At 61.2% G+C, this 20,031-nt stretch carries 19 protein-coding genes; 4 read left to right on the top strand and 15 right to left on the bottom strand.

The window, feature by feature from the left end:
* Nucleotides 1-160 precede the first annotated feature (160 nt).
* Nucleotides 161-1,486 (top strand): NAD(P)/FAD-dependent oxidoreductase, encoded by a 1,326-nt coding sequence (locus tag BM190_RS03890; RefSeq protein ID WP_092252121.1) that lies wholly within the window; start codon nucleotides 161-163, stop codon nucleotides 1,484-1,486.
* A 113-nt stretch (nucleotides 1,487-1,599) separates the two neighbouring features.
* Complete coding sequence (locus tag BM190_RS03885; RefSeq protein ID WP_018321783.1) at nucleotides 1,600-2,076, top strand: Lrp/AsnC family transcriptional regulator; 477 nt, start codon at nucleotides 1,600-1,602, stop codon at nucleotides 2,074-2,076.
* Between the two features lie 28 nt (nucleotides 2,077-2,104).
* Here the strand turns inward: BM190_RS03885 and BM190_RS03880 are convergent, their stop codons facing one another.
* The gene (locus BM190_RS03880) at nucleotides 2,105-3,481 is read right to left on the bottom strand and encodes an aspartate aminotransferase family protein (RefSeq protein WP_092252119.1); all 1,377 of its coding nucleotides are present in this window, start codon (nucleotides 3,479-3,481) and stop codon (nucleotides 2,105-2,107) included.
* A gap of 343 nt (nucleotides 3,482-3,824) precedes the next feature.
* On the opposite strand from BM190_RS03880, the gene BM190_RS03875 reads away from it, so the two are divergent.
* Nucleotides 3,825-4,514: a haloacid dehalogenase type II gene (locus BM190_RS03875; protein WP_092252117.1), complete on the top strand. Its 690-nt coding sequence runs from the start codon at nucleotides 3,825-3,827 to the stop codon at nucleotides 4,512-4,514.
* Nucleotides 4,515-4,626: 112 nt separating this feature from the next.
* Here BM190_RS03875 and BM190_RS03870 read toward each other — a convergent pair whose 3' ends face one another.
* From BM190_RS03870 to BM190_RS03860, 3 genes are all read right to left on the bottom strand, one after another.
* Nucleotides 4,627-6,084: an NAD-dependent succinate-semialdehyde dehydrogenase gene (locus BM190_RS03870; RefSeq protein ID WP_092252115.1), complete on the bottom strand. Its 1,458-nt coding sequence runs from the start codon at nucleotides 6,082-6,084 to the stop codon at nucleotides 4,627-4,629.
* 211 nt (nucleotides 6,085-6,295) lie between these two features.
* Nucleotides 6,296-6,652 carry a cupin domain-containing protein gene (locus BM190_RS03865; protein WP_092252113.1) on the bottom strand — a complete coding sequence of 119 codons (357 nt, stop codon included), beginning with the start codon at nucleotides 6,650-6,652 and terminating at the stop codon, nucleotides 6,296-6,298.
* Nucleotides 6,653-6,665: 13 nt separating this feature from the next.
* Nucleotides 6,666-7,589: a 2-hydroxyacid dehydrogenase gene (locus BM190_RS03860; RefSeq protein ID WP_092252111.1), complete on the bottom strand. Its 924-nt coding sequence runs from the start codon at nucleotides 7,587-7,589 to the stop codon at nucleotides 6,666-6,668.
* 342 nt (nucleotides 7,590-7,931) lie between these two features.
* Here BM190_RS03860 and BM190_RS03855 point away from each other — a divergent pair, with 342 nt between their 5' ends.
* Nucleotides 7,932-8,810: a GNAT family N-acetyltransferase gene (locus BM190_RS03855; protein WP_092252109.1), complete on the top strand. Its 879-nt coding sequence runs from the start codon at nucleotides 7,932-7,934 to the stop codon at nucleotides 8,808-8,810.
* 818 nt (nucleotides 8,811-9,628) lie between these two features.
* Here BM190_RS03855 and BM190_RS41730 read toward each other — a convergent pair.
* The 11 genes from BM190_RS41730 to BM190_RS03800 all read right to left on the bottom strand — a co-directional run bounded on the left by BM190_RS41730 (nucleotide 9,629) and on the right by BM190_RS03800 (nucleotide 20,026).
* Nucleotides 9,629-10,915 carry a methyl-accepting chemotaxis protein gene (locus BM190_RS41730; RefSeq protein ID WP_092252107.1) on the bottom strand — a complete coding sequence of 429 codons (1,287 nt, stop codon included), beginning with the start codon at nucleotides 10,913-10,915 and terminating at the stop codon, nucleotides 9,629-9,631.
* A 50-nt stretch (nucleotides 10,916-10,965) separates the two neighbouring features.
* The gene (locus tag BM190_RS40225; protein ID WP_092252105.1) at nucleotides 10,966-11,148 is read right to left on the bottom strand and encodes a hypothetical protein; all 183 of its coding nucleotides are present in this window, start codon (nucleotides 11,146-11,148) and stop codon (nucleotides 10,966-10,968) included.
* Nucleotides 11,149-11,195: 47 nt separating this feature from the next.
* Nucleotides 11,196-12,311 carry a WD40 repeat domain-containing protein gene (locus BM190_RS03840; RefSeq protein WP_244550581.1) on the bottom strand — a complete coding sequence of 372 codons (1,116 nt, stop codon included), beginning with the start codon at nucleotides 12,309-12,311 and terminating at the stop codon, nucleotides 11,196-11,198.
* Between the two features lie 8 nt (nucleotides 12,312-12,319).
* Entirely contained in the window at nucleotides 12,320-12,628 is a 309-nt protein-coding gene (locus BM190_RS40220; protein ID WP_018319964.1) for a hypothetical protein, read from the bottom strand.
* Nucleotides 12,625-13,074, bottom strand: a complete 450-nt coding sequence (locus BM190_RS03830; RefSeq protein ID WP_092252101.1) for a hypothetical protein — start codon at nucleotides 13,072-13,074, stop codon at nucleotides 12,625-12,627. The genes BM190_RS40220 and BM190_RS03830 overlap by 4 nt, the downstream gene beginning before the upstream one ends.
* Before the next feature lie 17 nt (nucleotides 13,075-13,091).
* Nucleotides 13,092-15,158, bottom strand: coding sequence for a sigma-54-dependent Fis family transcriptional regulator (locus BM190_RS03825; protein ID WP_092252099.1), 2,067 nt, complete (start codon nucleotides 15,156-15,158; stop codon nucleotides 13,092-13,094).
* 103 nt (nucleotides 15,159-15,261) lie between these two features.
* Complete coding sequence (locus BM190_RS03820; protein WP_092252097.1) at nucleotides 15,262-15,756, bottom strand: hypothetical protein; 495 nt, start codon at nucleotides 15,754-15,756, stop codon at nucleotides 15,262-15,264.
* 175 nt (nucleotides 15,757-15,931) lie between these two features.
* Complete coding sequence (locus tag BM190_RS03815) at nucleotides 15,932-17,563, bottom strand: molecular chaperone GroEL (RefSeq protein ID WP_092252095.1); 1,632 nt, start codon at nucleotides 17,561-17,563, stop codon at nucleotides 15,932-15,934.
* Nucleotides 17,564-17,667: 104 nt separating this feature from the next.
* Nucleotides 17,668-18,504 carry a metal-sulfur cluster assembly factor gene (locus tag BM190_RS03810; RefSeq protein WP_092252093.1) on the bottom strand — a complete coding sequence of 279 codons (837 nt, stop codon included), beginning with the start codon at nucleotides 18,502-18,504 and terminating at the stop codon, nucleotides 17,668-17,670.
* Nucleotides 18,505-18,509: 5 nt separating this feature from the next.
* Complete coding sequence (locus BM190_RS03805; protein WP_092252091.1) at nucleotides 18,510-19,532, bottom strand: amidohydrolase family protein; 1,023 nt, start codon at nucleotides 19,530-19,532, stop codon at nucleotides 18,510-18,512.
* 122 nt (nucleotides 19,533-19,654) lie between these two features.
* Entirely contained in the window at nucleotides 19,655-20,026 is a 372-nt protein-coding gene (locus BM190_RS03800; RefSeq protein ID WP_018319956.1) for an MmoB/DmpM family protein, read from the bottom strand.
* Between the last annotated feature and the right edge of the window lie 5 nt (nucleotides 20,027-20,031).

The raw sequence follows: 20,031 nt of genomic DNA, 5'->3' as shown, positions 1-20,031 counted from the left end.
GTCTCGCAGCCTGCAAGCTGCGACCCAAGCAAAGTATTTTCGCAATAATAGCTCGTGTCAAAGGCAGTAAACCGCAGGATATTCGGTCTCATGGCCAAAGTCCGCGGGGCCTGCCGCAATTCCCCGGTTACGCTACGCAACCACCGGAGATCCCTGTCGGATGAGCGCGCCGCTCCTGCATATCGAATCCAGTCCATCCCTGCCTCGTGAGGCGGACGTCGTCGTCATCGGCGGCGGCGTCGCAGGCGTGTTCACAAGCTACTATCTCGCGCGTCGCGGCCTCAAGGTTGCCTTGCTCGAGAAGGGCCGCGTCGCCGCCGAGCAGTCCAGCCGCAACTGGGGATGGTGCCGCCAACAGAACCGCGACGCACGCGAGCTGCCGCTTGCGACCAAGAGCCTCGATCTCTGGGAACGAGTTGCCCAGGAAACGGGTGAAGACACGGGCTTTCGCCGCTGCGGCCTATTGTATTTGTCGAACGACGAGAATGAGCTGGCAGGCTGGGCCAAGTGGCGAGACTTCGCCAGGACCGTTGGCGTCACGACGCATCTGTTGAGCTCGGAAGAGGCGAGCGGTCGGGGCAAGGCGACGGGTCGCAAGTGGAAGGGCGGCGTCTTCTCGCCGACAGACGGGACGGCGGACACTTCAAAGGCCGTCCCCATCGCCGCGCGTGCGATCATGGCGGCGGGCGGCACGGTGCACCAGCTCTGCGCCGCGCGCGGCATCGAGCTCAGTGCCGGCCGGGTCAACGGCGTGGTGACCGAGGCGGGCACGATCCGGACGAAGACGGTGGTCATGGCAGGAGGCGCATGGGCATCTTCGTTCTGCAACCAGCTCGGAATTCGCTTCCCGCAGGCATCCGTGCGCGCTTCAATTCTCGCCCTGGCCCCGGGCGCGGCCGACCTGCCTGATGCCCTTTACGCAGGGCTCGTGTCGGCCACGCGACGCGGCAATGGCGGATACACGCTGGCCATCAGCGGGCGCGCGCGACTAGATCCGACGCCGCAGCAGGTCAGGTTCGGCCGCGAATTCCTCCCCATGTTCGCCCGCCGCTGGCGAAGCCTCAGCCCTGGGGCCTTCGAGGGCATGCGGCAAGGCCACGAATCCCTGGCGAAATGGAGGCTCGACGAGGTGACTCCGATGGAGCTGAACCGAACGCTCAATCCCCGCCCCGACATGAGGCAGATTCGGCTGACGCATCGACGCGCGTGCAAGCTGGTCCCCGAGCTGCGGCACCTCGCCATCTCAAACGTCTGGGCCGGCTACATCGACAGCACACCGGACGGCATTCCGGCAATCGGCGAAGTTGAATCCATTCCAGGCTTCATCCTTGCGGCGGGGTTCAGTGGCCACGGCTTCGGGATTGGGCCCGGCACCGGGCACATGATCGCCGACATCATCACCGGTCGAGCACCGATCGTCGACCCGCGTCCCTACAGGCCGGAACGGCTGAAAATGAGCGCCTGGGGCAAGGTCAGCGAGTTCTGAATTGCAGTTTCCGCCTCGTTGGGAAAAGCTGCTGGTTGATGCTATGACAATGCATATGACGCTGAAGACTCAAAGCCCTGACGCCGTTGTCGGCCCCATCTGATGGCATTGCTATGAAGCTCGATAAGATCGACATCAGGATTTTATGCGAACTGCAGAAGAACGGGCGCATTTCCAACGTCGAGCTCGCAGAGCTGATAAATCTTTCGCCGAGCCCGTGCCTGATGCGCGTCAAGAGGCTCCAGACGGAGGGCTTCATCACCGGCTATTCCGCCCAGATCGATGTTGCCAAGCTCGGGCAAACTCTGACGGTCTTCGCTGAAATCACCCTGAAGAATCATCGGCAGATCGATTTCGCTCGCTTTCTCACGACGATCGAAAAGATCGATTCGGTCGTCGAATGCCATCTGGTTTCGGGCGGGTACGACTATCTCGTCAAGTTCATCACCGCGGGGATCAGCGAATACCAGGCGGTCATGGAACGCCTGGTCGAGATGGATATCGGCATCGACAAGTACTTCAGTTTCGTCGTGCTGAAGTCCCCGATCGTGAAATCCCATCTGCCGCTCGAAAGCATCTTCGATAGCTAAGAACAATCTCCGACCGGCAGCGCGGTGATCATCCCTTCATCGCCGCGCGGGCGTCCTTGTCTTCGAGCGTCTGGTCGAGCGTAGTCTTTGTCCGCTCAATAATGCCGTCGATGTCGTCATCGGTGCAGCACAGCGGCGGCGCATAGCCCAGCACGCCTTGCGCGAAGGCGCGGATCACGAGACCATTGTCCCATGCGCGGTCGAAGATGCGGCGCGCCGCGTCGGCTTCAGCCGGCAGAGGCGTCTTGAGCTCCTTGTCAGTCACGAGCTCGATTGCAGCCAGCATGCCGCGACCGCGGACATCGCCGACAAGCGGATGATCGGCAAGCGCGCGAAGACCTTCCATTAGCCGGTGCCCGGCCTTCCGGCCGTTTTCCAGCAAGCCGTTCTCATAGAGATCAAGGCACGCCAGCCCAACGGCTGCGCTGACGGGATGAGCGGAATAGGTGTAGCCGTGGCCGACGGCCGCCTTGCCGGCGCCATCGGCAATCGTGTTGTAGACGGCGTCGGACATGAGTACGGCCCCCATCGGCACGTAGCCCGAGGTCAGCCCCTTTGCAGTGGTCATGAGATCCGGCACGACGTCATCCTCTTCACAGGCGAAGAGCGGACCGACACGGCCAAAGCCGGTGATGACCTCATCGGCAACGAACAGAATATCGTGCTCCTTGCAGACCGCATGCATGGCCTTCAGCCAGGACGGCGGCGGAACGAGGACGCCCCCTGATCCCTGTATCGGCTCGACATAGAAGGCGGCAACGCGATCGACGCCGAGCTCGGCGATCTTGGCCCGCAGAGCGGCGACCGACGCCGCAATGATAGCCTGGGGATGGGAACCGACGGGATTGCGATAGGCGTAGTGCGACGGAATTTTGTGCTGCCAGTTGTATGGCACTCCGAAACCCGCATGAAAGGCCGGCAGCGCGGTCAAGCCGGCCCCTGCCGTCGACGATCCATGGTAACCAGACTCGACGGAAATGAACTGATCCTTCTGTGGCGTCCCCTTGGCATGATAGTAGTAGCGAATGAATCGGATCGTACTGTCGACGGCATCGGAGCCGCCCAAGGTGAAATAGACGTGGTTCAGATCGCCAGGCGCCAATTCGGCCAGCCTGGCGGCCAGCCGGATAGCCGGCTCGGAGCCCAAACCGAAATAGCCCGTCGCATAGGGAAGTTCACGCAACTGCCTCATGGCCGCCTCGACGATGCTGTCCTGCCCGTAGCCGGCATTGACACACCACAGACCCGCGAACCCGTCGAGCAATTGACGTCCCGAGGCGTCGGTCAGGGTCGCGCCCTTCGCTGATTTCAGCACGCGCACACCCGACGCCTCATGGCTGCGGTAGGATGAGACCGGGTGTATCAGATGCGCGCGATCGAGTTCAATCAGCGAGTTGCTCAACATGTCGTCCTCCAGTCAGCCACAATGTTTGTGCGGCCATCCCGATGTTTTCGCACTCAACGTAGGATAACCAAGACAGCAGTTGCTCCCAGGCTGAACACGGACGAGGGGCATTTTGACTGTCATTAACGATCGGCGCCGCATCTTATGCCGGCATCGGCCCGCGCCAGGCATTGGCGCTCACGTCGGATGCGCCTATTTCGCACAACTCTCTGCCACAGCTCCGATCCGATACGACACAATCTGCTCCCGGTCACCGCGACAGCGGTGCTTTATCCGGTCGTCTGCCCGCTATGATCCCTGTCGTACCGGAGCGCGGTGCGTGAGGACCGAAAAGGATCGAGCCATGGCAACGTTTAGACCGAAATACATCACCTTCGACTGTTACGGCACGCTGACCAATTTCGACATGGCCGGCGCGGCAAGGAGAGCCTACGGATCTCAACTTTCTGCCACGACGATGGCTAATTTCATCAAGGATTTCGCCGCCTATCGCCTGGACGAGGTTCTTGGCGCGTGGAAGCCGTACTTCGAGGTCGTGCATAATTCAGTAGAGCGCGCTTGCAAGCGCAACGGTATCGTCTTTCAGCCGGAGGATGCCCAGCGCATCAATGAAGAGATCCACACGTGGGGTCCACATGCCGACGTCCCGGCTGGTCTGGCCAAGGTTGCCAAGGAGATCCCGCTGGTCATCTTGTCGAACTCCATGAAGAACCTCATCATGTCCAACGTGGAGAAGCTCGGCGCTCCCTTCCACATGGTCATCACGGCCGAGGAGACTGGCGCCTACAAGCCGCACATGAAAGGCTTCGAATACATGTTCGACAAGCTGGGCTGCGGCCCGGAAGATATCACCCACGTCTCCTCCTCGTTCCGCTACGATCTGATGACCGCCTACGATCTGGGTATCAAGAGCAAGGTATGGGTGAACCGCGGTCACGAGCCGGCGAACCCCTTCTATGAATACACCGAGGTCTCTGGCATCGGCGGCTTGGCTGCCGCAGTCGGCCTGGAGCCTCCTCGTAAAAGCGCCTGAGCGCAGTTCTTTCGGGATCGCTCGCGGCACTTCAGCAATAGAGATCTGCGCTGGTCAAAGAAAAGGGGGCGGTTCAACCGCCCCCTTTTCTTGTTTCAGATCCGATGGACGCTCAATCCAGGCCGCCGACATGAAGGGCCTTGCTCTCGAGATATTCTTCTATCCCGAGCTGAGATCCCTCGCGTCCCAGGCCCGACTGTTTGACACCGCCGAAAGGCGCGACCTCCGTCGAGATCAGGCCGGTGTTCAGGCCGACCATGCCGAACTCCAGCGCTTCGGCAACACGCCAGGAACGCTTCAGGTTTTCAGTGTAGAAATACGCCGCAAGACCGAAGGGCGTACCGTTTGCGATCGCTATCGCCTCGTCCTCCGTCTCGAACCGGAAAAGCGGCGCGACCGGCCCGAAGGTCTCCTCCGAAGCCAGGAGCATCTCGGTCGTCGCGCCACCGAGCACGAGAGGCCGGGCAAATTGCCGGCCCTCCGGCACCGCCTCACTCTCAGCGATGATCTTTGCCCCTTTATCCAGCGCGTCCATGACGTGCCGCTTGATCTTCTCGATCGCTGCGCCATTGATCATCGGCCCGATTGCGACCCCCTCTTCGGTGCCGGCGCCGACCTTCATTTTCGCGACCTTGCCGGCGAGCTTCTCTGCGAACGCATCGTAGACGCCCGATTGCACGAGAATGCGATTGCAGCAGACGCAGGTCTGTCCGCCATTGCGGAACTTCGACGCAATCGCGCCCTCGACGGCGCGGCCGATATCGGCATCGTCGAAAACGATGAACGGCGCATTGCCGCCGAGCTCGAGGCTGAGCCGCTTGATGTTGTCGGCGGCGCCTTTCATCAGCAGCGCGCCGACGCGGGTCGACCCCGTGAACGAGATCTTGCGGACGGTCTCATTGGCCATCAGCTCCTTGCCAATGTCGGCCGGCATGCCCGTCACGATGTTGATCACGCCAGGTGGAATTCCTGCCCGCTCCGCCAGCACACCGATCGCGAGGGCCGAAAACGGCGTGAATTCAGAGGGCTTGATGACGACGGTGCAGCCCCCGGCCAGCGCGGGCGCCACTTTCCGTGTAATCATCGCGTTGGGGAAATTCCAGGGCGTAATGATCCCGCAGACGCCGACAGGCTCTTTCAAAACCAGAATGCGGCGATCGACCGTGGGAGACGGGATCGTCGATCCGTTGATCCGGCGCGCCTCTTCCGCAAACCATTTGACGAAGGAGGCTCCATAGCGGATTTCGCCGAGCGATTCCGCCAGTGGCTTGCCCTGCTCCAGCGTGAGCAGAAGAGCCAAATCCTGCTCATGGTGTCGCATGAGCTCATACCAGCGCTCCAGCAGCGCGGCGCGCTCTGCATGGGCCTTGGTCTTCCAATGCTTGAACGCGTCGGCCGCAGCGCTGATGGCAGCCTTGGTCTCCTCGCACCCCATATCGGGGATGGTGCCAAGAACTTGCTGGCTGGCAGGATCGATGACATCAACCGTCGCCTTCGCACTCGCGTCGCGCCAGTGGCCGCCGATCAGTGCCTGCTGGCGAAACAGATCCTTGTCTTTCAATGCAACCATGTATTTGTTCCCTTACTCTTCGGGGTCAAACCGCCAACACTGCCGGATATGCGATTGGCGAGACAAGCCGTCTCATCTGAGCCATACAGCACCGCGCGCCGCATTTTTCATCGAGAAGGAAGCGTCTGACCGCGTTGAATCCGGTCAGACGGGCACTCGAAAGTCGATTGTTCTGGCCGTCGTTTAGTGAGGCCGCCGTCAGGCATCGTGCTCAGTCATAGTGGCAGACATAGATCTTCCGCACGGTCTCGATCGTGCGCCAGACGCCAACAAAGCCCGGCTTCATCACAAAGCTGTCGCCGGCGCGGAAAGTCTTCGTCTCACCACCTTTTTCCTCGATTTCGATAAGACCCGAGATGATGTGGCAGAACTCGAAGGTGGTGCCCTTGATCGAATGGGTCTCGCCGGGGGTTGCCTCCCAGACGCCCGTCAGCACTTTCTCACCCTTCGAGGCGTCCTGCGCCCAGGTCTTGAAGGACGGATTGCCCGAAATGAGCCGTTCCGGATCCGGCACGGCCTTCTTCGGTACAAAATCCGGATTGGTGTCGATGGCAATCAGAAGTGACATGGCATCTTTCCTGTTAGTAACCGAGCGCTCGATCGACGAGGCCGATCGGATTTCGTCCAGCGCGGTGGCGCCGGATGTTCTCTATGACGGATTGTGCTGCCGTATGCGGTTGCGTCACGGACGCGATATGCGGCGTGATGATCACCTTCGGATGCGACCAGAGCGCATGGGCTCCCGGCAGCGGCTCGGGATCGGTCACGTCGAGCATCGCTTCGGCGAGGCGCCCGCTATCGAGCGCTTCGATGAGTGCGCCCTGGTCAAGCTGCGGACCGCGGCCGACATGCAGCAGCCTTGCTCCCGCCGGCAGGAGGGAGAACAGCTGTGCGTTCAGGATGCCGCTTGTTTGCTCGGTCAGGGGCAGAAGACAGACGAGAATGTCCGTTCCTTTCAGGAAGCTGCCAAGCTGATCATCGCCGTGGAAGCAGGTGACGCCCTCAATCGTCTTGTTGCTGCGGCTCCACGCGGCAAGCGGAAATCCAAACGGCTTGAGGCGATCAATCGCAGCTTGCGCCAACATGCCGAGGCCCAGAAAGCCGACGCGCCGATCGGCCGCCTGGGGCGTTGCAAGAGCCTGCCATAGGCCTCTTCCCTGCTGCTCCCGATAGGCAAGCATCTCGCGATGGAGTGTCAGCACCCCAAGCACGACGTACTCCTGCATCATGCGTATGATGCCATCCTCGATCATGCGCACGAGCTTGACGTGGCCAGGTAGGGTCTCCGGCTTGAATTGATCGACCCCCGCACCGGTGGAAAAGAGCATTTCCAGATTTCGAAAACGCGAGAGATCGTCGGGCGCGTTCCAGGTTATCAGGTACCGTACCTTTTCCGGCTCGAAGCATTCGCTGGAATGATAGAATTCGAGATCAGGGAGCTCGCGCGCAAAGGCCTGCCGGAATATAGCCGCCCGAGCAGCATCGGAATTGAAAAGGAACGCCATCGACGTGGTCCTCTCAGGTCCTCGCCCGGGATGCGGCGCGTTGAGACCGGACTGGCCGGCCACCGAGGGCTGGAAAGGCGGCGAGCCCTACGAAGCCTTCAACGTTCACCGGGGTCACCCTGCCTGCTGTTGCCGGATATCGATAGGCCGCAACCAGTAGCTTTCCCTGCTGAATCGAGCTCCACTGGCGGCGAAACATTCCGAGTACCGCCCGCCAAACAGGCGAAACCTGCTGGCCTTCCGCGCTATGCTGCTGCAAAAGAGGGCTTGTGCGGCACGCAGCAGAAGGTCGGCGGGGGATAGGCCGCGGCCTTTGAGCCCGCAAAGGAATGGATGAGCTGAATGGGACGAACGGTACGCGTGAAGTCCTTTGAACTGGTGGCCAAGGACATAAACGACGTTGATGTGAAGCTGCTCCACGCGCTTTCGATCGGTGTCGGCTGGCCGCATCGCCCCAAGGATTGGGATTTCCTACGCCGCGCCGGCCACGGCATCGTCGCCGTTGACGGCATAGGCCGCGTTTTCGGCAGCGCGATGTGGTTCCCTTATAGCCAGGAATTCGCGACGATTGGCCTGGTGATCACATCGCCCCGAACCCAGGCACAAGGTACTGGCCGCTGGCTCATGGAGCAGGTTTTCGAGCGGTGTGGCGACCGGAATTTGACCCTCAATTCAACCCATGCCGCCTATCATCTGTATCTGTCGCTGGGGTTCACGAAGGAAGCCACCGTGCATCTGTGGCAAGGAGAGATCGTCTCACCACCCCCGCCGGTGCCGGGTCTGGCCGGTGAGTTGAGCTCGCTGTCCACGGCTAACATCGGAGAGATCGCGGCACTGGACGAACGCGCGTTCGGAACTAACCGGCAGAAGCTGCTCGCGTTGCTTTCTGAAGGTGCGTCAATCTCCGTCCTGCGCCGCGGCGGAGAGACCGTCGGTTATTCCATGAAGCGCGAATTCGGGCGCGGTCATGTGATCGGCCCGATCATCGCCAGCAATGATTGTGACGCGATCCATCTCACGGCCGTGCATCTCAGAGATCTCGCGAGACAATTCGTCCGCGTCGATACGCGGGAGCAGACGGGTCTGTTTGCCGACTTCCTTCAACAGAGCCGCCTCGGGATGACCGACACCGTCACGACGATGTCTAAGGGCCGGCGATTCCTGAACCGAAAGGAAAATGAGCCGTGGGTGTACGGGCTAGCTGGTCACGCGTTGAGCTGAAGCTATGAAGCGAAGCTCCGTGGGGACTGGTGCCAACGGCCGATCGCGACCCTACAGAGACGGGCCGTGGCTAGGGCGACCAGCAGAGGGACGAGTCGCTCGCGAAGCGGCCCCAAGCGCACGAAATCGTAGTTTGGCGCACACAATCGCGCAATTGGTGGAGAGAGTGGGAGTCAAACCCACGATTTTCGACTATCCCGCCTCGAACAGCCGAGACTGCCGTAAGCAATCGCCGCCTCCTGGCCTCGTAGATTCAGATCATGCGCATGCGCAACAAGCCAGCTTACGTTGGCCGTGGTGAGATTTTTCTTGATCTTCCGGTGCACACGACGCGCACACGCTGCCCCCTAACCAATTGAAAAATTTGAACTCTCGCTCCAATCCATCATGGGCGCCACGGAAAAGCGATAGCTCTGCAATTTCAATCTCTTATCAAGTCCTCTTCCCGTCCACTCCCGTTATACTATTTCCGCGAGAATAGTATAGCCGCCGGGCGCAAGTGATCGCCAAGCAGTCGCAACTGCGACAATGCGCCCGAGAGGAATTCCCAGTCACCGCTCGCAATCGAATTAGAAGCAACAGAGGGCCCGATCGCTGCGCACTCTGCTTGGCAGTCTCGAAATACTGCAATGTCTTGAACGGCCGTTCTGACATTTGGCTTTCTTGGCCAGTTCAGATCATCGCATCTTCCTGTCAGAATGGCCGTTACGAATCGCGCGCGTAAACGACGCAACCGTTAGAGAGTTTCCCCTGGCGGCATGTGGCAGTCAGAACCGAATTCGGCGAGGTTCTGATTCATTTTCTCGCCAACACCCTTGTCATGCGGCACGTATCGTCTTGAGAAACCGACTCACTTCGTCTTTGAGACGATTGCTCTCGCTCGACAACGACCGAGCAGCCGACAAGACCAGCGAGGACGCCGAACCAGTCTCGGAGGCCTCGCGCTGCACATCTATGATGTTGGTGGAGACGCGTTGGGTGCCGCTTGCGGCCTGTTGAACGTTGCGCGCAATCTCCTGCGTCGCCGCACCTTGCTCCTCTACGGCTGCCGCGATGGTCGACGAAATCTCCGACAGCTTCCTTATCGTACCAGTGATCTCGCCAATTGTGCTCACCGATTCCTGCGTCGCAGTCTGGATTGCACCGATTTGCTGACCAATTTCTCCCGTCGCTTTGGCTGTCTGCTCCGCCAGGGCCTTTACCTCAGAGGCGACAACCGCGAACCCCCGACCGGCGTCCCCGGCGCGCGCCGCCTCAATCGTAGCGTTCAGTGCCAACAGGTTGGTCTGACCCGCGATCGCATTGATAAGCTCGACCACGTCCCCGATTCGCGCGGCCGCCTTGGACAATTCACTGACACGCTCGTTGGTTTTCTGCGCTTGGCTAACTGCCTCGTTGGCGATCTTGGCGGCCTGCTGCACCTGTCGGCTGATTTCCCTGACGGATGAAGATAGCTGTTCGGCCGCAGAAGCAACCGACTGGACGTTGCTAGACGCCGCCTCGGAGGCCGCAGCGGCGACAGTGGTTGATTTTTGCGAGCGTTCGGCCGTGGTGCTTAGACTGCTCGCAGAGCTCTCGAGTTCATTCGAAGCTGAAGAAACGGTATCAACGATTTCTCCGATCGCGCTTTCAAAGTCGACTGCCAATCGACGGACCATCCCGCTCTTCTCTTCCTCCGCCTTCATGAGCTCATCGATATCGACCAACGATCCGCAGGCGCGCCGCGGCCGGCCTTTCTCGTCCAACACAACTCCACCTGTTGCTCGGAACCAACGATAGGTTCCGTCTCTAACCTTCAAGCGGTACTTCACATCGTAGCCGACGCCGGTCTGGCAAGTCGAACCGAACGCGGCGAATGTCGCTGCAGCGTCATCCGGGTGGAGGCGATCAGACCAAGATTGCACGACGTTGGGAAATTCGGCTTCCGTCTTGTACCCGCACAAGCGCCGGAATTCGCTCGACCAGGTCCACCGCGCCTTGGCGTGCATCGCATCCCCCTCATATAGGATCGCATCCCACAATCCGATGCCACAATGCAGTGACAGCGTCTCGAGCCACTCGGCCTTGTGGACGAGTTCGTTGTCCCGAATAAGCCCCTTCAACATGCTGCCCCCTTGACCCTTCGATTAGATTTCGCGTGCAGTTAGATGACCTGTCACTGCGTTGTTGCGCTACTCTCGAAGGGCTTGTTTTCGGCGATGAACCTCGCCGCCAACACCAAGGCTCCCATCGAAAACTCCTTTCCGTGCGCGGCAATCATGCGCTCGGAGAGCTCCGCCAGTTCCTTGAAGAAGTGATCCTTGCTTGTGGCTTCGCTTCGCGCTTCGGTTGCTGTCATGAACTTGCTCCTGGAGCTCGCGGCAAGGCTCGTCGCCCAGCTCGCCGTTACTTGAAGATCTGCGGCGGGAACGTCACGATCGCCGCCTCGCCGCCGTGTGTCCCGATGGCAAGATGCTGGCCGTCGTCGGACCAGCGGACGGTTTGGACCGGGCTCCGGCCCGGCGGTTTGACGACCAGTTCGTCGGGTTCGCCGATCCTGGCAACGACGACCCTGCCGTCGCTGTATCCTGCCGCAACCAACGGACGTCCCGGATGCACGTCCACTGCCTCGACAAGGACGAAGCCACCGCGGCCGGTGCCAACGCTCTTCGGCTGTTCGCCACCGTCGTCGAGACTGGAAACGTCCCATGCGATCATGCGGTAGGCTCCGCTCGTCACAAGAACGCGGGAGTCTGCATTCCACGAAAGAGACCGGACGCTTGCAGGATAGCTCGGAATCCGAACGGCGCGCGCATCGGAAAGGCGCAGCAATACGATACCTCCTTCTGCGACGGACATTGCCAGCCAGCTTCCATCGGGACTCCATGCCAAGCTGGAGATGAAGCCGAAAGCCATTGTAGCGGTGGGCTCAGGTCGGGGTCCGAAGGCACGCACAAGCAGACAACCGTCAGCTCCTGTCGCGAAGCTCCGACCGTCTGGCGAGACGGCGATCGCGGATGAACGCCCTCCCGCACGCTCCTGAAGCCATCCGACGTCGCCGTTGGAATCGCAGTATATGACCGACCCATCGGAAGCCGCCAGAATACCGCCGGCATGCACCGGGGCTACCAGATCGATCGGGGCCGCTAGTTTTGCGGCCTGTCGCGTGACGCCGGATGCCGACACGTGCAGCAACTGACTGCCATCGCTTGCGATGAAGCCCTCCGGCTCGATCGAGGCGAGATGAAGCGAAGCATCGCTGATGACGACTTTCGTCAACGGCGGGACCGGATTCCGCCGCGGTGAGATCGTCGATCGGCCGCCGTCCAAGGCCATACGATAGCGATCCTTCGGCGGTTCGCTGTCGGCCAGCGGAGCGATGGCCAGAGAGCCATCGGCAAGCGCGAACGCCACTGCTTGTCCCGCAGCGTCGAACGCCGCGTTCGTAACCGGCGCCCCCATGGTCCAATGCCGACCAAGTAAGTCATAGAGCGTAGCGGTCTCAGCTTCCATCGTGTCCATCGGTCGTCTCACCTGCCGGTCGCAATACACCTGTCGAGTTCTTCAAGGCGTCGTTCCAGCGCGGCGCATTGGGCGTCGCATGTTGCCATTCCGGCCCTTGCTTCCTTCAAGCGCTCGTGCGCTTCCTCGATCACGTGGCCGAATGCATGCGAATCGCCCGTCGCCGCGATCTCCTGCTCAATCCTCTGAATCTCGAATTCTGCTCCACCGGCAAGCTGACGGTTCAGAAGGTTCCACGATTGAGCGGCCGACATCTGCTGAACGACGAGCAACCGCTCCTTCAGCATCTCGACAAGAACCTCCGGATCGACACTCATGCGCTCGGCTCGATTTGATCAAGGATCCGCTGGAGACCCCGGGCATCGGATACGAAGTGTTGCTGCGCGTCGTTGACGTAAGATTGGAGCGAGTCCCACAGGTCGACCCTCAGCAACCGCGCCGGATCGCCCCTCATCGTCTCGATGGCCTGAAGACCGAACTGATGCCGCAAACCGATCCCTTGCAATACGAAATCCGACAGCTCGCGTGCATGCGTTTCGACGAACGGCCGCAGCAGCGGATGTACGCCGTAGCTCATGCCGCGCTTTGCGAGCTCGGTCTCGATGAACAAGATGAAATGCCGCACCAGCAAACTCTGGCTTTCGCCAACCAGGTGCACCACGAAAGTGACGTCGCGGTCGGCGCGCGCAAGGATCTGCGAGGCCAGCGTCGCCGCGGGGGCCGGACCTTTCCCGCCCTTTTGCCCATCCCAGACAGCCGCCATGAAAGGCTCTCCGATCGCTAGGTCCGGGAACGGTATTGGTGCAATTTGCGGTACAGCGTAGCGCGCGAAAGCCCCAGCTTTTCCGCGGCAGCCGCAATATTGCCGCCGGCGTTTGCGACGGCCCTCTCGATGGCGCGCCGCTCCATCTCGTCAAAGCGCGCGATCTCGTCGCCCTCCGATCCCGTCGCGCTGTTCTCCGACTGCACCGACATCGAGGGAGGTTGAGCCGGCGTGACCTCCACGAAATCCTCTGGCAGGTCCCTGGGCGTGACGATGCCGGTTATCGTCATCAGCACCAGGTTCTCAATCAGATTGCGCAGCTCGCGAACGTTTCCCGGCCAGGAATAGCGGCGCAGCAACTCCATCGTGGCCGCCTCGAAGCGCAGCGGCTGGGTGCTGTAGATCGTGGCGAATTGCCTGTTGAAGTGATCGATCAGGATCTCGACATCGCCCAGCCGGTCGCGGAGCGGCGGAATGGTGAACTTGACGACGCCAATCCGGAAGTACAGATCTTTCCGGAAACGTCCCTCGGCCACTTCCTGCTTCAGGTTCCGATTGGTCGACGCCACCAGCCTGACGTCCACCGGGCGCGCCTTGCTGTCACCCAGTCTGTACACCGCGCGCTCTTCCAGCACACGGAGCAGGTAAGGTTGCAGGTCCATCGGCATCTCGCCGATCTCGTCCAAGCTGAGCACGCCGCCATTGGCAAATTCGAATCGCCCGGGCCTTCCCTCGCGCGTAGCGCCGGTATAAGCGCCCGGCGCATGCCCGAACAATTCGCCGCCGAGCAACTCTTTTGAAACCGCACCGCAATTGAAGGCAACGAAAGGTTCCTTGCCGGTCTTCTGACTGGCGGCATGAACCAAGCGGGCGAAGAGTTCCTTGCCGACGCCCGTCTCGCCCTCGAGCAGGATTGCTGTCCGGCCAAGCGCCGCCCGCTCAATTTTCTGCACCACCTCAAGCAATGCCTCGCTACATCCGACGATTGCTTCCTTTGCCGACATCAGGGCGGCGCGGGTTGTCGGCGACATCTCGGCTGCAGCAGGATTTGTCCGCGGCTTCGAAGCAAGCACGAGCATTGCGCCCTTCACGACCCCGTCGACGATTAGTGGCTCGATCCGCTGCTCACGCAGCTCCTCGGGCAACCCCTCGGCCAGGTCTTTTCCCAGCAGGCCTTCGCGACTTGGAAGAATCTGTGACCCAATGCTCAACTCACGAGACTGCGCGAGCCGACGCCAGCGAGCCGACGCCATGTCGTTGTGATGGACGACCCGACCAAAGCGATCCAGGATCACCACGCCGTCGGCACTGCCCATCCCCGGCATTCGAGAGATGCTCGCCTCGAGGAGCAGTATTCTCTCGAGCCGGATCTTTTCCGAAAGGGCAAGCTCGATATGGTTGGCCGCGATCACCGCCAGCGCGACATTGTGACGATGGAAGATTGCCTGGGGGCCGGAAAAATCGATGATGCCGATGATGCTGCCGTCGATCGGGCTGCGAATGGGGCTGCCGACGCAGGTCCAGGCCTTGATGCCTTCGGAGAAGTGCTCCGCCGCGTGGACATGGACCGGCTTGCCCGTGACGAGCGCCGTGCCAATGCCGTTGGTGCCGGTCACCGTCTCGCCCCAGTCGGCGCCGACTTCGAGGCGAATATCGTGCCCCGCATCGATCGTCCGCTGGTCGCCCCCGACATCGAGCACGACGCCATTCCTGTCGGTGATGACCAACATCGTGGCCGCATCGCCGAGGACATCCGCCACCCGGCGAAAGGTCTGAGCGCTGGAGCCGAGCAGATCGTCGTTCTTCAGACGCAGCTCATAGAGATCGTCCGGCGAGGCGATGAGGCCGCTGCCCTTGCAACGGGCATCGACGCCCGATTGGATGCTGCGCTGCCATGACTCCTCGATGACGCCTCGCACCAGCGCGTTCTCGCGCTTCGCGTCTCCGAACGTCAGGAAGTTTTCCCACGCTCTGTTGGTCTCTCGTTCATCGTAGGGCCGCCCCTGCTCTGCATCAGTCGCGTCCGGAACTTTGTAGCCTTCCAGGGAAAACGGCGGCTTAGCCATGAACGTTTCCGTCAGCATTGGGGCACCAAATCTGAATGGGCAAACAGCAGCTTGATCGGCAGAAACGACATGAGCCGGACCCGATCGAGATCGATATCCAGCAAGGTCCAGGTCGTGGAGACTATTCGATGCTTCTGGCGATCGCGTCCAAGCCGAGACGATTTGAGATGACCTGCTCCAGCTGCGCCTCCGACGTCTCATCGGGGACGCTCACGCCTTCCAGGTCGATCAGGACCTTGTACAACTCGTCGTCCAGCGGATCGAAGATCCCGTTCTCGCGCGTCGCCAGCGCGAAGCGGCGCGATCGGCCGCTGCCGCGCAGCTCGCCGACAAAATGGAGTTGCCGGCCCGAAGCGAGATCGGCGATCACGACGCGGCCATTAAGGCTGATCCGCACATAGGGCTCGAGCTCCTTTGGCCGCGCCGGAGACGTGGACCAGAGCTTGCCGGATGGCTCAGGCTGTGAAGGAGGCTTCGGATTGCGCAACGCCTGCCAACGCCCGAGCGTCAGATGATTGGCGAGCGAGTTGATGGTGCTGCGGTTCTTCTGAAGGAAGTCCTTCGCCGCCACCTCTTCGCGGTGCGGACCGTCGCGTTTGGAGATGATGTAGGCCATGTCCCGCTTCCTCCTGCCCGGCTAGTCGGATGTCCGTGGAGGCTTGTTACACGCCTCCTTCGGCTCATGCCGGAGCTTCCAAGATTGTACCGCGTTCCGGATCGTTGTCACCTAAGATATCCCGACCGCTCGAGTCTGAAGCGGTGCGGCGGAACACGAGGTGCGTGCACACGCCTCATGCGCGGCCAAGCTTCTCTGCTCCGCCGCCGAGCGCCGGTCCCTGCGTCGGATCGGTGTATTGCGGCACGTCCGCAACCAGCGTGTGGGTGGTCAGGACCAGCGTGGCGACGGAGGCTGCGTTTCGAAGCGCGGTATACGTCACCCTGACGGGGTCGACGATGCCGGCCGAAACCATGTCGATGAAAACGCCGTTTGCGGCGTCGAATCCGACACCCGTCCGCGAGCTTTGCAGCTCGGCCACGACTTTCTGCGCATCATGCCCCGCATTCCGCGCGATGAAGGCGGCAGGACGCGACAAGGTTTCACGTACCAGCCTGATGCCTTCACCCAGATCGCCATTGATGTTGCCGAGCGTGCGCGCCACCACCGGCGCGCACTGCGCCAATGCCGTGCCACCACCGGGCACGATACCCTCCTCGGCCGCGGCCCGCGCCGCGCTCAGCGCATCGTCGATCAGCTGGATCGTACGCTTCTGCTCGACCGGCGTGACGCCTCCCGCAAAGATAACCGCGGTTCCGCCCGACAATTTGGCGAGGCGCTCCTTGAGCTTGTCCTGCTCGATGTTAGGCGGTGCCAGATCGTGCTGCTTGGCCACCTGCTGGCGCCGCGCCGCAATCGCCGCATCGTCGCCACCGCCGCGTATGATGACCGTTTCACGCGCACTTGCCCGCACCTGCCGCGCGGTGCCGAGATCGCCGATGCCGATCTCCTCCAGCCTGCCGCCGAGCTCGCGAGCAATGACCCGCCCGCCGGTGATGATGGCGAGGTCGTCCATCATCGCCTTGCGCCAGTGGCCGTAGTCTGGCGGATTGACCACCAGCACCTTGCCGCGGTTGCCATCACCCAGCAGCGTGACGACGACCTCCGGCGCGATCTCCTCAGCGACGATGACGAGCGGCCGTCCGGTCGCGGCCACCATCGCGCGGACCGGTGACAGTTCGCTCGGCGTCCTGATCTTCAGGTCGGTCAGGAGAATGTAGGGCTGGTCCAGCACCACTTCCATCTTCTCGACGTCCGTCACCATATGGTGGGAAATGTAACCGCGGTCGAACGACATGCCTTCGACGACCTCAAGCGTCGTGCTCGTCGTCAGCCCGTATTCGGAACTGATGATGCCGTCCTTGCCAACGCGCTCGACCGCCTCGGCGATCAGGCCGCCCAGGTGAGCGTCGGTCGATGCGATCGTCGCCACCGCCTGCAGGGTCTTGCGATCCGTTACGGCGACCGCCGCACCCTTCAGGGTCTCGACCACGACCTCGACGGCCCGGTCGATCCCCTTGCAGAGATCGACGGCCTTGGCGCCTCGCTCCAGGGCCACAACGCCGCCTTGAATGAGGCCGTTCGCGAGCACCATCGCCGTCGTCGTACCGTCGCCGGCGACTTCGTTGGTCTGCATCGAGACCTCCCGCACCACCTGTGCCCCCATGTTCTCGAACCGGTCCGGCAGTTCGATCTCGGAGGCGATGGTCACGCCGTCTCGCGATACGATGGGCGTGCCGATCGGCCTATCCACCATCGCGTTCATGCCCTTCGGACCGAGCGTCGATTCGACCGCGGCGGCGAGCTTCTGGACCCCGCGCGCGAGAGCACGGCGAGCTTCGATGTCATGCAGCAGAACTTTTGGCATTGCGCTTCACTCCCACGTGGTCGTCTCTTGGTTATCGGCTCGGGCGGGCTTGCTGTCCGCTCCGTCTATTGGCGCTCGCAGGCGCTTCGTGTAGCGGCCCAGCCTCACACAAGCGCGGCAGAATGTGTCTTTGTGACCGTCGGCCCGACTGACTGTGCGGCACAACCACTGCCGCAGCCGCCGCATGGCCCGGGCGTCTGGCTCGGCCGATCCCCATCGACCTCGCGATAGCGGACCGCAAGAAGCCCTCTGCACAAGGAGCTGTTGAACTCCATGTTGATACGCACGCCTCGCAACCGCTGCAGATACGGAACCATTTCGTGTCGCTTGATGGTGCATCCATCGTAGGTGACAAAGGCGCGATCGCCGGCGAGATTGGCGAGGTTCCGCTCGACCAGAAGCTCTCGATAACGCGGCTTCTGGCGGGCAATTTCCTCCGAGTCGAAGTTGATCGCGTCAAACGTGCTCAGATCCATCCGGCAGATCGCCGGATCCTCATAACCCAGCCCTCGCAATGCCAGTATCATGGTCTCCTGGCGCCGCTCGAATGCCTTGCGGCGAAATTTCTCCCGCAGCTCGTCAAGCGACCCGCCGGCCGCGAAGTCCTTGAGTGCATCACCAAACGACATGCCCTCGCGGACACCCTTGTTGATCTCCTCGGCGACCATGTGATCCCGAAGCTGCGGACGGGCCTCGCGAACCCACGGCAGCGAGGATACCGCCCGGCGCATGTCATCGGCCATCAGGAAGGCGAAGTTCGCCGAACACCAATAGGTCGGCAGACGAAAGACGATCTCGACGCCGTCGTCATGATCGACGGAGACTTGCTCGACAAATCCGAGCTCGGTAACCGACTCGTCCAGCTCGGGATCCGTCACCATCGCAAGGCGCTCCCACACCTCGCCGGTCTTACGATCATGCTGATGTTGGAGCGCGCTCATGATGTCTACTCCGCCGCAGTCGCGTGAACCTGCTGCGCAAGCTTCGCCTTCTGTGCCTCGACGTCGACGCCATAGAGGCGCGCCGCATTGAGGCCCAGAATCTTCCGCTTCGCCTGGGGAGTGAGGTCGACGCCGTGCTCCTGCTTCAGGTCTTCCGGCAGCTCGAAGTTCCAGAACTTCTCGACCAGCCAGCGAGGCGTCCAGATCGCGTAGTCGCTGCCGAAGAGAATCTTGTCCTCACCGACCCAGAACAGCAATTCGCTGATCACCTCGGCGAAATAGCGCGGACGGCCGTGGATGAACGGCAGCGCCACCGCCAGGCCGCCATAGACGTTGGTCTCCTGCACGGCGATCCAGCAGAAATCGTCGAGTCGCGGCAGGCCGCAATGCTCGATGATGAAATTCAGCCCCTGGAAATCGGTCGCGGCATGGTCGACGTCGTGAACATCGAAGGCATCCTTGTCCAACGGAATGATCGTCGGCCCCTTGTGGACGTGGATGTTGGTGATCCCCAGCTTCTGGCAAAGCTCGAAGCAGCGATAGGCGTTGGGATCCGTAAGCTTCCACCCGCGCGAGTCGCCCTTCCACTCGGCCGTATAGAGCTTGACGCCCTTGATGCCGAACGTCTCCTTCATGTAGTGGATGTACTCGAGAGCCTTCTCGCCATCCCGCGGGTCGAAGGCGCCGTTGACGATGAAGCGGTCCTTGTACCTCTTCGCCATCTCGGCATTGCGATCGATGGTGTTGAACCCGTTCTTGTAGAACTCGGTCAGGTAGGTCGACTGAACGACGGCCATGTCGTCCGGACCATCGACGAACAGATCGTGGTACATCTGATCGGCACTGTATTTCTCGAACTGCTCCTTCGGCCAGAGCTTGTCCTTCGGACTGAGCGAGGTGTGATAAGCGTAGAAGCAGTCGATGAACTGCTTGCCGTGGATGTTGAGCTGGTTTGCCGGACTACCGTCCCAGAAATGGGTGTGGCCGTCGATAACGAAAACTTCCTCGCCGCTGGGAGTGATAAACATGGTGATCTCCAGGAATCCTTGGTTAGCTGTATTCGATCAATCGATGCGCAGTCGTCGCGCTGGAACGGTTCGAGAAGAGGTGGGGCCACGAAGCGGCCCCATCCAGTCAGGGAGAATGGAGCTCACTCGATGTACTCGAAGACCTCGTCCATGTTGCCGAACAGCGTCACCGTATTGTCGTCGATGCGCACCATCCGGCCGTAGTGGGTCGAGGTATTTACCTCGAAGATCTCGGCCGTCATTTCCTTCCCTAGGATTTCGCTGATCTCGTCCATCTTGAAGATCAGCTTGCCCTCGCCGTCGATGCGGATCAGCGCGGGCTGGTAGGTCACGGTAACGTTCGGCTTCTTTCCCATGAACTCGGCAATGGCTCGCGCCTCGACGCTGTCGTTCATGGTGACGCCGCACTGATGGGAAATCGTTTGCTCGAAACGAAGATCTCCCATCTTCTGGAAGATATTCTGGTTGGTCGCAGACCTGGAGACGACGGACATTGCAA

This window comes from Bradyrhizobium sp. Rc3b, from assembly GCF_900114915.1.
Lineage (GTDB): Bacteria > Pseudomonadota > Alphaproteobacteria > Rhizobiales > Xanthobacteraceae > Bradyrhizobium.
The sequence above is the reverse complement of the archived record's forward strand: the minus strand, read 5'-3'. Positions and strand labels throughout refer to the sequence as shown.